The 12,180-nt window shown below is 71.9% G+C and carries 11 protein-coding genes; 1 reads left to right on the forward strand and 10 read right to left on the reverse strand.

Annotated features, from left to right (window positions below; all coding sequences use genetic code 11):
- Nucleotides 1-5: 5 nt before the first annotated feature.
- The 5 genes from KF708C_RS11980 to KF708C_RS12000 all read right to left on the reverse strand — a co-directional run bounded on the left by KF708C_RS11980 (nt 6) and on the right by KF708C_RS12000 (nt 4,997).
- Nucleotides 6-1,718 carry a sulfite reductase subunit alpha gene (locus KF708C_RS11980; RefSeq protein WP_231586461.1) on the reverse strand — a complete coding sequence of 571 codons (1,713 nt, stop codon included), beginning with the start codon at nt 1,716-1,718 and terminating at the stop codon, nt 6-8.
- Nucleotides 1,715-2,722: an FAD:protein FMN transferase gene (locus KF708C_RS11985; protein ID WP_059412044.1), complete on the reverse strand. Its 1,008-nt coding sequence runs from the start codon at nt 2,720-2,722 to the stop codon at nt 1,715-1,717. Before KF708C_RS11985 ends, KF708C_RS11980 begins: the two co-directional genes overlap by 4 nt.
- A gap of 115 nt (nt 2,723-2,837) precedes the next feature.
- Nucleotides 2,838-3,665, reverse strand: a complete 828-nt coding sequence (locus KF708C_RS11990) for a DUF4198 domain-containing protein (protein WP_020203777.1) — start codon at nt 3,663-3,665, stop codon at nt 2,838-2,840.
- Nucleotides 3,666-3,735: 70 nt separating this feature from the next.
- Nucleotides 3,736-4,260 carry a DUF2271 domain-containing protein gene (locus tag KF708C_RS11995; protein WP_029043772.1) on the reverse strand — a complete coding sequence of 175 codons (525 nt, stop codon included), beginning with the start codon at nt 4,258-4,260 and terminating at the stop codon, nt 3,736-3,738.
- Nucleotides 4,261-4,361: 101 nt separating this feature from the next.
- The gene (locus KF708C_RS12000; RefSeq protein WP_059411961.1) at nt 4,362-4,997 is read right to left on the reverse strand and encodes a PepSY-associated TM helix domain-containing protein; all 636 of its coding nucleotides are present in this window, start codon (nt 4,995-4,997) and stop codon (nt 4,362-4,364) included.
- A 382-nt stretch (nt 4,998-5,379) separates the two neighbouring features.
- On the opposite strand from KF708C_RS12000, the gene KF708C_RS12005 reads away from it, so the two are divergent.
- Nucleotides 5,380-6,936 (forward strand): methyl-accepting chemotaxis protein, encoded by a 1,557-nt coding sequence (locus tag KF708C_RS12005; protein WP_020423826.1) that lies wholly within the window; start codon nt 5,380-5,382, stop codon nt 6,934-6,936.
- 67 nt (nt 6,937-7,003) lie between these two features.
- Here the strand turns inward: KF708C_RS12005 and KF708C_RS12010 are convergent, their stop codons facing one another.
- From KF708C_RS12010 to KF708C_RS12030, 5 genes are read right to left on the reverse strand one after another with little or no spacing between them, the layout of a single operon-like run.
- A complete protein-coding gene (locus KF708C_RS12010) occupies nt 7,004-7,417 on the reverse strand; it encodes a VOC family protein (RefSeq protein ID WP_059412046.1) in 414 nt (137 codons plus the stop codon).
- A 39-nt stretch (nt 7,418-7,456) separates the two neighbouring features.
- Nucleotides 7,457-7,894, reverse strand: a complete 438-nt coding sequence (locus tag KF708C_RS12015; RefSeq protein ID WP_020203782.1) for an acyl-CoA thioesterase — start codon at nt 7,892-7,894, stop codon at nt 7,457-7,459.
- A 40-nt stretch (nt 7,895-7,934) separates the two neighbouring features.
- The gene (locus KF708C_RS12020; protein WP_020203783.1) at nt 7,935-9,200 is read right to left on the reverse strand and encodes a CaiB/BaiF CoA transferase family protein; all 1,266 of its coding nucleotides are present in this window, start codon (nt 9,198-9,200) and stop codon (nt 7,935-7,937) included.
- Between the two features lie 10 nt (nt 9,201-9,210).
- Nucleotides 9,211-10,005, reverse strand: coding sequence for an enoyl-CoA hydratase (locus tag KF708C_RS12025; protein ID WP_020203784.1), 795 nt, complete (start codon nt 10,003-10,005; stop codon nt 9,211-9,213).
- A complete protein-coding gene (locus tag KF708C_RS12030) occupies nt 9,989-12,163 on the reverse strand; it encodes a hydantoinase/oxoprolinase family protein (protein ID WP_059411962.1) in 2,175 nt (724 codons plus the stop codon). The genes KF708C_RS12025 and KF708C_RS12030 overlap by 17 nt, the downstream gene beginning before the upstream one ends.
- Between the last annotated feature and the right edge of the window lie 17 nt (nt 12,164-12,180).

Below are 12,180 nucleotides of genomic sequence, written 5' to 3' on the forward strand. Positions count from 1 at the left end.
CGGCGTCAATACACGTCGCGCCGGTAGCGGCCTTCCTCGCCCAGGCGCAGCAGCGCCTCCTCGCCCAGCACTTCGGCCAGCGCGTCGTTGACGCCGCCGGCCATGCCCTTGAGGCTGCCGCACACGTAGATGGCGGCGCCGTCTTCCACCCACTCGCGCAGCGTGCCGGCGTGGGCGCGCACGGCGTCCTGCACGTAGCGCAGCGCGCCGCCGTCGCGCGAGTAGACCAGGTCCATGCGCTCCAGCACGCCGCCCGCCTGCCACGCGGCGAGTTCGTCGTGGTGGAAGGCGTCGTGCTGCGCGGTGCGCTCGCCGAACAGCAGCCAGTTGCGGTGGCGGCCGGCGGCGGCGCGCGCCTTGAGGTGGGCGCGCAGGCCGGCCAGCCCGGTGCCGTTGCCGATCAGGATCAGCGGGCGGTCGTCGGCGGGCGGGTGGAAGCCGCGGTTGGCGCGGATGCGCAGCGCGATGGCGGCGCCGGGCGCGGCGTGCTCGGTCAGCCAGCCGGAGGCGAGGCCGAGGCGGCCGTCGTCGTGGCGGGTCTGGCGCACCAGCAGTTCGAGGCGGCCGTCGGCGGGCAGCGAGGCGATCGAGTATTCGCGATGCGGCAGCGGCGGCAGCGTGTCGACCAGCCGCTGCGGCGCCACGCCGGCGAGCGCGGCGAGGTGCGGCTCGGGCAGCACGATGCGGGTGGCGAGCGCCTGCGCCAGCGTGGCGTCGGCGCCGTCGCAGCGCACCGGCGTGGCGCCGTCGAGCCTGAGCTTGCCGAGCACGCGCGCGACCTCGGCCGGCGACAGGCGCGGGCCGATCTCGGCGATGTCGCCGGCCTGCCAGCCCGGCGCGGGCGCGCCGGCGGGCGGCGCCAGGGCGAGGTGGAAGGCCGGCGCGCCGGGGCTGCCGGCGTTGAGCAGGCGGCGCTCGGCCAGTTGCCAGTCGGCGTAGCGCGGCTTGTCCCAGTCGGCGATCTCGACGCCGCCGCCGAGCGCGCTGAGGTGGTTCTGCCAGTGGCGCAGCGCGCCGGGGTCGCCGTTGTCGACCTCCACCATGTCGAACAGCGCCTGCGCGTGCTGGCGCTGCAGCCACGCCGAGAGCGCGTGGCCGAAGGCGCAGAAGCTGGCGTAGCTGCGGTCGCCGAGCGCGAGGATGCCGTAGCGCAGCTCGCGCAGGCCGCCCGCGCCGGCGGCGGCGCTCAGGCGGCGCGCGAAGCCGGCGGCGCTGTCGGGCGCGTCGCCCTCGCCGGTGGTGCTGACCACGAACAGCACCTGCGGGCAGCGGGCCAGGCGCCCGGCTTCCACCTGGTCGAAGGACAGGCATTGCGCGGGCACGCCGGCGTCCTGCAGCGCCTGCGCGGTGTGCTGCGCGACCTGCCCGCCAAACCCGCTCTGGCTGGCGTAGATCACCAGCGTGGCGCCTTCGCGCGGCGCCGGCAGCGCCCGCGCCAGGCGCGCGCGGTGCCGGCCGATCACGGCGGTGCTCAGGCCGAGGTAGGCCAGCGCCACGCCGGCCGCCATGCCGGCGCGGCTGGGGGCGAGGAAACCCAGCGCGATGCCGGCCAGCCCGGCCGCCGCGCCGAGCGCGATCGCGACGCGCAGCACGCGGAGCCGCCGGGTGGTGCGGCTGGCGCTGTCGGCGCCGTCCGCGCCGTCGGCGGGATGGCGCCGGGGCGGCGCGCCAGCGGGCGCGTCGATCGGCAGGGAGGAGGCGCTATCGGGCGTGGTCATGCCAGCATGGCCGCGAAGGCCGGGGAGAGTCGTTCATCGAAGCCGCCGCTGCGGCGGACCAGGAAGCGCGCGGCCAGCGCGTGGCGGCGCGCGAACACCATGCCGGCTTCGGGGCCGAGCACGGTCAGCGCGGTGGACAGCGCGTCGGCCATCATGCATTGCGCATGGAGCACCGTGACCGAGGCCAGCGCGTGGCTGGCGGGATAGCCGGTGCGCGGGTCGAGCGTGTGGGCATAGCGGCGCCCGCCGCTGTCGAAATAGCGCCGGTAGTCGCCCGAGGTGGCCACGGCCAGGCCGTGCAGCGCGACCAGCGTGGCGGTGCCCGCCGAGGCCTCGGCGGGCGGCGTTTCCAGCTCGACCCACCACGGCAGGCCGTCGGGCTTGACGCCGTGGCCGCGCAGCTCGCCGCCGACTTCCACGAGGTGGCTGGCGACGCCCTGCGCGTCCAGGTAGCGCGACACCGCGTCGACGCCGAAACCCTTGGCGATGGCGCAGAAATCCAGCCGCACGCCGCCGGGCTGGCGCGCGCGGCGGTGCTGCGCGTCGAGCTCGATGCGCTGCCAGCCGCACCGCGCGCGCGCCTGCTCGATCTCGGCCAGCGCCGGCGCCGTGTCGCGGCGCGGCGCCGGGCCGAAGCCCCACAGGTCGACCAGCGGGCCGGCGCTGGGGTCGTAGGCGCCGCCGCTGTCGCGCGCCACCTGCAGCGCGGCCTGCAGCACGGCGAAGCAGTCTTCGGGCAGCGCCTGCCAGGTGCCGGGCGCGGCGCGGTTGAAGCGGCTGAGGTCGGAGCCGGCTTCCCAGTTGCTCATCTGCGCGACCACCTGCGCCAGCACCGCGCGGATGCCGGCGCCGAGCGCGGCGGCGTCCGGCGCGCGCGCCGGCGCGGCCCACGCCACCGACCACGTGGTGCCCATGCTCTCGCCGTGCAGCCGCTGCACGCGCGCGGCGGCATCGGGCGCGGGCGGCGCCGCGCCGAGCGAAACGGGAATCAGGACACGCTGCATGCGGGTGAACTTGCTCAAGACGGGACTGCGAAAAACGCAAAAAGCCCGCTGGGGGCCTGTGGCTTGCGCGGGCCGCCGGACTTGCGCCGGGCGGCCCGCTCGGGCGGAGCGCTGCTTACTGCGGCAGCACTTCCACGGTGGCCGCGTAGCTGGCGCGGCGGGTCTTGGCTTCCTTGACGGCGGCCTTGTCGTCGCGCACCTCGGCTTCCATCCAGTACATGCCCGGCGCCGGCCACTTGACGCTGAACTTGCCGTCGGCGTCGGTGGTGAGCGCGATCTCCTGCAACTGGTCGCGGTAGCGGATGCCGCCCGGCACCACGGCCACCTTGACGTTGGCGGCGGGCTTGCCGTCGAGCAGCAGGCGGAAGCTGGCGGCGTCGCCGGCGACGAGATCGTTCGGGTGCGTGACCGGCGCCAGCTCCAGGCCGACGCCGGTGGTCTGCAGCACCCTGGCGCTCGGCTTGCCGGCGGTGACGAAGGCTTCCACGCGGCTGTCGGCCTGCGTCACTTGCAGGTCCTGGGCGCCGGCCGGCACTTCCTTGGCGAAGGTCTCGGCCGTGCCGCGCCAGCGCTTGGTCTGGCCGTTGCCGTCCTTGTAGCTGGCGAACAGGCCGCGGTTGACCACCGCCACCTTGTAGGTGCCGGGCTGGGTCAGGTGCACGTCGAAGGTGCTGCGGTAGCGGCCGGTGCCGGCGTTCTCGACCTTGGCGGCGGCGCCGTCGGGCGCGGTCACGGCGAGGTTGTCCAGGCGCAGCGGGAAATGCTCGAAGTAGAACAGGTCGTTCGACACGGCGGCGTCCACGGTCACCCACGGATCGCTGCCCGACAGCACGGTGGCCGACGGCAGCAGCCACTGGCGGTGGGCGTGGGCGGCCAGCGGCATCAGCGCGGCCAGGGCCAGCGCGGCGGCGCGGACGGACAGTTTGGTGGCGATAGTCTTCATCGTCATGCTCCTAGAAGTGCGGCCAGAGATCGGAAACGGAATAAGGCGGGCGGGCGGGCGCGCGGGCGCGTCAGGGCTTGAGGTCGACCGTGACGGTGCCGAGCTCGTGCGCGCCCGCGGCCTTGGCCGAGGCGGCCGCCTTGGGCGGCCACGCGAACGGCACGCGCAGCAGTTCGCGGCCGCCCACTTCGCGCGCGGCCTCGACCACCAGTTGGTAGTCGCCGGCCGGCAGCTTGCCCAGCGGCGCCTTGCCGTCGGTGAAAGTGAGCGTGTGCTCGCCGGCGGCGCGCGTGGCGCCCGAGATGCCGTCGGCCGGCATCTGCATGTCGCGCCCGGCCTTGCGCCACCACTGGCGCATGTCCTTGAGCCACTTGGTGCCTTCGCCGTCCTTGTGCTTGACGTCGTACCAGACCGCCAGCGTGGCGGCCGGGCTCTGGTCGGCGCGCTCGATCCAGATCGAGACGTAGGGCTTGTGGTATTCCGCGACGTTCAGGCGCGGGATCTCGACCTTGACGTTCATTTCGGCCGCCACGGCCGGCGCGGCGAACGGTGCCGCGGCGAGGCCGGTGAGAGTGACGGTGAGCAATCGGCGCATAGCGAAACCTCGTTGTTAGCTGCTGAAGGTGAAGGTGGAAAGCGTTGAAAGCGGTTGAATCCGGTTGCGGGCGATGACAGGCGCCTGGAAGGCCCGCGCGTTCAGTGAATGAACAGCAGGGCCAGCACCAGCGGCGCCGCCAGCCCCAGGCCGACCAGCGGCCACGTCGCCATGCGCCCGCCCGCGTGCAGCTTGAGCAGGAACAGCCCGGTGACGCTGAAGATCAGGCAGGCCGCGGCGAACACGTCGAGGAACAGGCTCCAGGCGCGGCCCGTGTTGCGGCCCTTGTGCAGGTCGTTCAGGTAGGAGATCCAGCCGCGGCTGGTCTGCTCGTACTGCGCCTCGCCGCTGTCCAGCGCCAGGCTGACCCAGGCGTCGCCGCCCGGGCGCGGCAGCGCCACGTAGACCTCGTCGCCCGACCACTCGGCCTCGCGGCCGGCGGCGTCGATGTCCAGCGTGCCCGCCAGCCACGCCGCCAGCTGCGGCGGCACCGGGCCCTTGTCGCCATGCTTGACCTGGCGCAGCGCGTCGGTCAGCGCGGCCGGCGCGTTCGCCGTGCGCGTGACCACCTTCGGTTTTGCCTCGATCTGGCCGGCGTGGTTGAGCGTGAATCCGGTCACGGCGAACAGCAGCATGCCGATCAGGCAAAGCGCCGAGCTGATCCAGTGCCACTGATGCAGGTGTTTGAGCCAGAAGGCCCGGCGTTGCTGGCCCGCGCCCAGCGTGGTTTCGGTCATATCGGTGTTCCGGCGCGCGGCAAGCTCCCCGTGCCTTCCTGGGTGGCGCCCGTGGGGCCGCCTCGTCCGGCGCGCGCGCGTCGCGCCGCCATGCAAGGTGACGCTTCAGGCAAACAAGCCGAAAGGATAATGGTTCTCATTTGAAACCGCAATGGCTGGCGGGACAGGATCGGTGACAACCGGATTACAGGAGCTTACAGGGTGCCGGCGAGAACACATCGGGATCGTTTGTGCGGCAGTGCACACTTACCCTGTACCCCGCCGCGAGGCTTGATGCACTTGAGGAAACCACCTAGTCGCGCCGCGTCAAGTTTGGCTTTGCAGCAGCCGTTATGGCGTCTGTGGAGTGAGTCGATATCTAAAAAGACGAGGAGAGGAAAACATGCTGGCGCGTCTTAGCCTGAGGAAGAAACTGCTGTTGCCGTTGCTGCTGAGCTGGCTGTGCCTGCTCGGCCTGACGCTGTGGGATGCCTGGCAGATGCGCGACCTGCGCCTGGAGGAACGCAAGCTGGACCTGGTCCATGTGACCGATACCGCGCTGTCGGTGGTGCAGGAATACGAGGCGCTGGGACGCAGCGGCAAGCTGCCGATGGAGGAAGCGCGGCAGCAGGCGCTGGACCGCGTGCGCGCGATGCGCTTCGGCGAGGACGGTTATTTCACGCTGATGCATTCGGACATGGTGGTGGCGATGCACCCGTTCAAGCCGGAGATGAACGGCAAGAACATGAGCGACCTCAAGGACCCCGACGGCACCTACCTGTTCCGCGAGATCGCCGCCATCGGCAAGGGCGTGGGCCACGGCTACGTGCATTACCTGTGGGCCAAGCCCGGCGCCGAGGCGCCGCAGCCCAAGCTGAGCTACGTGGCGATGTTCAAGCCGTGGGACTGGAACTTCATCGCCGGGGTCTACCTGGACGACATCGACGCGGCCTTCCGCCATGCGCTGCTGAAGTCGCTGCTGTTGCTGCTGGCCATCGGCACCGTCATGACGGTGGTGGTGATGCGCATCGCCAACGGCCTGCACAGGCAGCTTGGCGGTGAGCCGGCGCTGACTTCGCAGATCGCCGCGCGCATCGCCGAAGGCGACCTCGCCGGCGAGGTGCGCACCGCGCAGGGGGACCGCCACAGCGTGCTGTTCGCCATGCAGCAAATGCAGGGCCGGCTGACCGGCGCCATCGGCAGCATCCGCGGCTCGGCCGACTCGATCGCCAACGCGGCGCGCGAGATCGCCGCCGGCAACTCGGACCTGTCGCGCCGCAGCGAGGAGCAGGCGGCCTCGCTGGAGCAGACCGCGGCCAGCATGGAGCAGCTCACCGGCACCGTGCGCCAGAGCGCCGACAACGCGCGCCAGGCCAGCCGGCTGGCCGAGGGCGCCTCGGAGATCGCGGTGCGCGGCGGCGAGATCGTCGGCCAGGTGGTCAGCACGATGGGCGAGATCAAGGCGGCCTCGGGCAAGGTGGTGGACATCATCGGCGTGATCGAGGGCATCGCCTTCCAGACCAACATCCTGGCGCTCAACGCCGCGGTGGAGGCGGCGCGCGCCGGCGACCAGGGCCGCGGCTTCGCGGTGGTGGCCGGCGAGGTGCGCAGCCTGGCCCAGCGCAGCGCCACCGCCGCCAAGGAGATCAAGGGGCTGATCGGCAACTCGGCGCAGCGCGTGGACGACGGCGCGGCGCTGGTGGAGACCGCCGGCCAGGCCATGCACGAGATCGTGGAAGCGGTCAGGCGCGTGACCGACCTGATGGGCGAGATGCGCGCGGCCACCGAGGAGCAGACCGGCGGCATCGAGCAGGTCAACCAGGCGGTCACGCAGATGGACCAGATGGCGCAGCAGAACGCGGCGCTGGTGGAGCAGGCGGCCGCCGCCGCGGCCTCGCTGGAGGACCAGGCCGACGCCCTGCACAAGGCGGTCGGCGCGTTCCGGCTGGCGGGGGCCTGACGGCAGCGGCGGCGGATCGGACGGCAAATCGGGCCGCGCAATCAAGCCACGCAATCAAGCCACGCAATCAGGCCGCGTAGACGGCCTCGAACGACTTGAAGCCCTTGACTTCGATCGGGTTGCCGAACGGGTCGTAGAAGAACATGGTCCACTGCTCGCCGGGCTCGCCCGCGAAGCGGACCTGCGGCTTGAGCACGAAGTCGATGCCGGCGGCTTCCAGGCGGTCCGCCATCGCGCGCCAGTCGGGCAGCAGCAGCGCGATGCCGAAGTGCGGCATCGGCACGAGCTTGTCGCCCACGCGGCCGGTGCACGCGGTGGTCAGCGGCTCGCCGAGGTGCAGCGACAACTGGTGGCCGAAGAAGTCGAAGTCGACCCAGGTCTGGGTGCTGCGCCCTTCGGTGCAGCCGAGCACCTTGCCGTAGAAGCGGCGCGCCTCGTCGAGGTCGCGGATGTTCAGGGCCAGGTGGAATACGCTTTGCAGCGCGGTGACGTTATCGGAAGGCATGGTCGGGCAAGCTCATCAAGTGGAATGGTTCAGACAGAATTGTCGCAGGGCCGCGGGCATCTCGACCGGCCTTTCCGAGACCTTGTCGACCCAGACCCAGGTCACGCAGGCGCTCGCGTATGCCGCGCCCGATCCCGCGTCGGCGATCTCGAAGGTCAGGCCGACGCTGCTGCGGCCGACGTGGCCGCAGCCGACGCGGATGTCGAGCTCGCACGGATAGCCGACCGGCGCGCGGTACACGCAGCCGAGGCTCGCCACCACCGGCATCATGCCGGGGGCCTCGCGCGCCAGCGCCAGGCGCGCGGCGAGCTGCATGCGGGCTTCCTCGACATAGCGCAGGATGGTGACGTTGTTGACGCGGCCGTCGGCGTCGAGGTCGCCCCAGCGCGCCGCCAGCCGCAGCGTGAACAGGGCCGGCGGCGGCGGCGCGCCATCGTCGGCCAGCTTCAGCATGGCGCGCCCGGCGCCGCCGCCGGCATGGCGCGGCGCCGCCTCATACGATGCCCGCCTCGCGCAGCGCGGCGATCTCGGCCGCGCCGTAGTGCAGCTCGCCGAGCACGGCGTCGGTGTGCTCGCCGCGGTCCGGCGCCGAGGTCCGCACGCGGCTGGGCGTGCGGCTGAGCGTGAACGGCTGGCCGACCACCTCCACCGTGCCGAGCCGCTTGTGCTCCACCGGCTGCGCGATGCCCAGGTGCCGGACCTGCGAGTCGGCGAACACCTCGTCCATCGTGTAGATCGGCCCGGCCGCCACCTGCCCTTCTTCCATCGCCGCCAGCCATTCGGCCGAGGTGCGCTGGCGCGTGATCTCGGACAGCTCGGCGTTGAGCGCGTCGCGGTTGTCCGAGCGCCCCTGCTCCGTGCTGTACGGCTCGCGCTCCATCAGGTCGGGCCGCCCCAGCGCCTTGCACAGCCGCAGGAACATGGCCTGCTCGCCGGCCGCGATGTTGATGTGCCCGTCGCGGGTCGGGTACACGCCGGTGGGGATCGAGGTCGGATGGTTGTTGCCGGGCTGGGTCGGAATCTCGCCGAGGAACAGCCAGCGCGCGGCCTGGAAATCCAGCATGGCGATCATCGACTGCAGCAGCGACACCTGCACCCACTGGCCCTGCCCGGACGACTCGCGCTCCAGCAGCGCGGTCATGATCGCCATCGCGCAATAGAGCCCGGAGCCCACGTCGGCCACCGCGATGCCGGTGCGCATCGGCCCGTGCGCCGGGTCGCCGGTGACGGACATCAGTCCGCCCATGCCCTGCACGATGTGGTCGAAGCCCGGCCGGCGGGCGTAGGGGCCGTCCTGGCCGAAGCCCGAGATGCTGGCGTAGACGATGCGCGGATTGATCTTGCGCAGCGACTCGTAGTCGATGCCGAGCCGGAACTTCACGTCCGGGCGGAAGTTCTCGGCCACCACGTCGGCATTCTTGACCAGCTCGTAGAAGATCTCCCGGCCCTTCGGCTCCTTCAGGTTGATGGTGAGCGAGCGCTTGTTGCGATGCAGGTTCTGGAAATCGGGGCCGTCGCGCAGGCCGCCCCAGCCGTCGCTGACCTCCATGTGCTCGGGGCTCTCGATCTTGATCACGTCCGCGCCCCAGTCGGCGAACTGGCGCACGCAGGTGGGGCCGGCGCGCACGCGCGTGAGGTCCAGCACGCGGAACCGCTTCAGCGGCCCTTCCCTGCCCGCGGACTGGCCGGCGGGTTGATCCACTGGCTGGCCGGCCGACTGCGGCGCGGCATGTGGCTTGATTTCGGCATTCGCGTTCATCTCGTTGCCCTCATTTTCCGGTGAAGGCCGGCGCGCGCTTCTGCGCGAACGCGGCGCGGCCTTCCTTGTAGTCGTCGCTGCCGAAGCACGTGTCGATCAGCGCCTGCGCGGCCGTCATGTCGGTGGCGCGCGCCGCCGCCTCGAGCTCCAGGTAGGCGCGCTTGATCGCGCGCAGCGTCAGCGGCGCGTTGGCGGCCACGGTCTCGGCGTAGGCCAGCGCGTGGCGCTCGATGTCGGCCAGCGGCACCACCTCGTGCACCAGGCCCATCGCCAGCGCTTCCTGCGCGTTGTAGCGGCGCGCGCTGAAGAAGATGTCGCGCCCGCGCGCGGGGCCGACGATGCGGTTGAGCCGGATCTGGCCTTCATAGCCGTAGCCCACGCCGAGGCGCCCCGCCGGAATGGCGAAGCTGGCGGTGTCCGAGCAGATGCGGATGTCGCAGCTCGCGGCGAAGTCCAGCCCGCCGCCGATGCAATAGCCCTTGATCAGCGCGATGGTCGGCTTGGCGCACTGGTAGATCGCGTCGTAGGCGCGCTCGCTGGTCTGGTGGTAGTGGTGGTTCTGCGCGGCGCTGTCGCGCACGGCGCCGAACGCCGAGATGTTGGAGCCCGCGGCGAAGGCCCGCTCGCCGGCGCCCTGCACGATCACCGCGCGGATCTCGTCGTCGTCCTCGAACGCGCGCATCACGCCGGGCACGGCCTCGGCCATGTCCATCGAGATGGCGTTGTGCTTCTGCGGGTCGTTGAAGACCAGCCAGCCGATGGCGCCGCGCTTGCTGGCGACGATCTTTTCAGTCTGCGTGTTCATGTTGCCTCTCGTGGCTGGCCGCCGGCGCGCCGGCGGCGGATTGCGGTTCGGACTTGCCGGCGGGCGCGGGCTGGGCCAGCTGCACCAGCAGGCTGAGGCTGGCGTCCACGCTGGCGCGCGCGCCCTCGGGCAGGATCAGCGTGGAGCTGGCTTCCTGCACGATGGCCGGGCCGGCGATGGCCTGCCCCACGCCGAGCGCCTCGCGCTCGTAGACCGGCACCTCGGCGTACTGGCCGCGCCCGCCCAGGTACATGCGGCGCGTGCCGCGCGCGGCCTGCGCGCCGGAGATCGACGCCATCTTCACGTTCAGCTCGCTTTCCTGCGGCGTCACCGACACCGCCACGCGGATGTTGACGATCTCGATGTCGCCGGCCGGCGGCACCTGGCCGAAGGTCTGCAGGTAGCTGCGCAGGAAGGCATCGCGGATGGCCTGGTAGGTGGCGGCGCCGTAGGGGCCGGCCGGCAGGTCGGTGATGACCTCGAAGCCCTGGCCGGCGAAGCGCAGGTCGGCCGCGCGCTGCCTGGCCGCGCCGCCGCTCTGGCCCGGCAGCGTGGCGTCGATCACGGCGCAGGCGTCCTGCTCGATGCCGCGGTAGGCCTGCTCGAGCGCGTCCCAGTCGACGCGCTCGAGCGTCCAGCCCACGCTGAGCATGCGGTCGATGCGGGCCGGCGCCATCAGCAGGCCGAGCGCCGACGCCACGCCCGCGCCCGGCGGGCACAGCACGCGCTCGATGCCGAGCCGGGCCGCCACTTCGCAGCCGTGCAGCGGGCCGCCGCCGCCGGTCAGCAGCAGCGCGAACCTGCCGGCGTGGTGGCCGCGCTCGGCCACGTGCACGCGCGCGGCAGCCGCCATGTTCTCGTTGACGATGGAGTAGATGCCCCAGGCGAAGTCTGCCACCGACAGCCCCGAGGCCTCGGCCAGCGGGCGCATCGCGTCCTCGGCGCGGGCCACGTCGATGGTCATGGTGCCGCCCGCGAACGAAGCCGGGTCGAGGAAGCCGAGCACCAGGTTGGCATCGGTCACGGTCGGCTGCGTGCCGCCGCGCCCGTAGCACGCCGGCCCCGGCGTGGAGCTGGCGCTCTCGGGACCGACCTTGAGCAGGCCCAGCGCGTCGAGGTGCGCGATGCTGCCGCCGCCCGCGCCGATCTCGATCAGCTCGATGGTGGAGATCGACAGCGGCAGGCCGCTGCCCTCGGTCAGCCGCTTCTCGCGGCTGGCCTCGAAGTGGTGGGCGATCACGGGCACGCCGCCGTCGATCACCGCCAGCTTGGCGGTGGTGCCGCCCATGTCGAACGCCAGCACGTCGCCGATGCCGGAGCGCGCGCCGAAGAACGCGCCGGCCAGCGCGCCCGCCGCGGGGCCCGACTCGAGCAGCTGGATCGGCACGCGCTTGGCTTCCATCACGTGCGTGAGGCCGCCGTTGGACAGCATCATGAACAGCGGCGCGGCAATGCCGAGCGCCCCGATCTCGCTGGTCAGCCGGTCGAGATAGCCGTCGGCCAGCGGCTTCACGTAGGCGTTGGCCACGGTGGTGGAGGTGCGCTCGTACTCGCGGATCTGCCGCGACACCTCGGACGAGATCGACACGAACAGCTCGGGGTACGCCGCCTGGATCGCGGCGCGCGCCATTTCCTCGTGGACCGGATTGGCGTAGGCGTGCAGGAACACGATGGCGATGGAGGTCACGCCCGCGGCCGCCAGCCGGCCGGCCTGCGCCACCGCCTGGGCCGGGTCGAGCGCCAGCTCCACGCTGCCGTCCGGGCCCAGACGCTCGTCGACTTCGAGCCGCAGGCTGCGCGGCACGATCGGCCTGGGCAGCTCGATATGGAGGTCGAACAGCTCGTACTTGTGCTCGCGCGCCATCTCCAGCGTGTCGCGGAAACCCGCGGTGGTGATGAGCCCGGTGAGCGCGCCCTTGCGCTCGATCAGCGCGTTGGTAAACAGCGTGGTGGCGTGGATCACGCGATGGACGTCGGCGAACGCCATGCCTTCGCGCCCGAACAGCGTCTTCACGCCGCGGATCACGCCTTCGTACGGCGCGCTCGGCGTGGTCAGCTCCTTGTGCGAGACCGAGGTCTTGCCCACGCTGTCGTAGACCACGATGTCGGTGAACGTACCCCCGATGTCGATGCCGAGGGAGTAGCTTGCTGCTGTCATTGAGTTTCCCCTGTTTG

Source organism: Cupriavidus basilensis, from assembly GCF_000876015.1.
In the GTDB taxonomy this organism is placed as follows: Bacteria; Pseudomonadota; Gammaproteobacteria; order Burkholderiales; family Burkholderiaceae; genus Cupriavidus; species Cupriavidus basilensis_B.